The 302-nt window shown below is 62.3% G+C and carries 1 pseudogene; it reads right to left on the bottom strand.

From position 1 onward, the window contains the following. A pseudogene (locus G3480_RS27590) lies at positions 1 to 263 on the bottom strand (DUF3782 domain-containing protein); the annotation flags it as partial. Positions 264 to 302 lie beyond the last annotated feature (39 nt).

Below are 302 nucleotides of genomic sequence, written 5' to 3'. Positions count from 1 at the left end.
CGGATCCCCGCCACTGCCCCATGCACCTGCCAGTCGGCGTATTCGGGAAAGAACTCGCGAAAACGCCGCAGATCCTCAAGAAAGGCCTGCACGTCCTCAGCGCTCAGACTCGCCTTGACCTCGACCGCGACCAGATGGCCGCAATTGACGACCAGCACATCGACCTCCAACACTTCCCCGCCCAGACGCTTCTTCACCCGTTGGCTGACCATCTGCACCGGAATTCCGCGCTCGGTGAAGAGGCGTTCGCACGCCGGGGCCACCTGATTCTCGACGAATAAGCCCCACTGCCCACCCAAATC

The sequence above is a fragment of the Thiorhodococcus mannitoliphagus genome (genome assembly GCF_010915725.1).
In the GTDB taxonomy this organism is placed as follows: Bacteria; Pseudomonadota; Gammaproteobacteria; order Chromatiales; family Chromatiaceae; genus Thiorhodococcus; species Thiorhodococcus mannitoliphagus.
The sequence above is the reverse complement of the archived record's forward strand: the minus strand, read 5'-3'. Positions and strand labels throughout refer to the sequence as shown.